Annotated in this window: 1 protein-coding gene; it reads right to left on the bottom strand. The window is 41.6% G+C overall.

The genetic code is table 11. From position 1 onward, the window contains the following. The coding region (locus K9V48_RS28235) for an aldolase/citrate lyase/malate synthase family protein (RefSeq protein WP_498043139.1) at positions 1 to 836 on the bottom strand (836 nt) is incomplete at both ends.

Consider the following 836-nt stretch of genomic DNA (forward strand, 5'->3'; position numbering starts at 1 on the left):
CCGTCTGCGGTGCAATATCGGCTCTGTATATCCACTTGGCTGATCATAACCTTTAAATACTAGATCGCAAGCTGCTTGGAATGCTACAGAGTTATCGTAGTTTTCTGCCATAGGCCAATAATTTGCGTCTCCAGCGTTTTGTTCATCTACTACTTTGGCCATTTGTTGTAAAGTAGCTAACACTTGTTCTTTTGTGCAAATACCGTGGTGAAGCCAGTTTGCCATATGTTGACTTGAAATTCTTAATGTTGCACGATCTTCCATGAGCCCTACATTATTAATATCCGGTACTTTAGAGCAACCAACCCCATGTTCTACCCAGCGAACAACATAACCCAAGATTCCTTGAGCGTTGTTATCAAGCTCTTGCTGAATTTCTTCTGGGCTCCATTCAGGGTTTTGTGCCACTGGAATTTCTAGAATATCATCACGATAATCTGCATTATCTTTTATTAATTCATTTTGAACCTTTGTAACATCCACTTGATGATAATGAAGAGCATGTAACGTTGCCGCAGTCGGCGAAGGTACCCACGCTGTATTCGCGCCTGCTTTTGGATGACCAATCTTTTGCTTAAGCATTTCAGCCATCATATCCGGCATTGCCCACATGCCTTTACCAATCTGGGCACGACCTTGGAATCCGCAAGTTAGCCCAACATTTACATTTGATTTTTCATACCCCTGCAACCATTTTTCACTTTTCATTTCACTTTTACGGATCATAGGACCCATTTCCATTGACGTATGCATTTCATCTCCAGTTCGATCCAAGAAGCCAGTATTAATGAATGCTACTCTTTCTTTCACTTGGCTGATGCAAGCTTTCAAGTTCA

This window comes from Metabacillus rhizolycopersici, assembly GCF_020075705.1.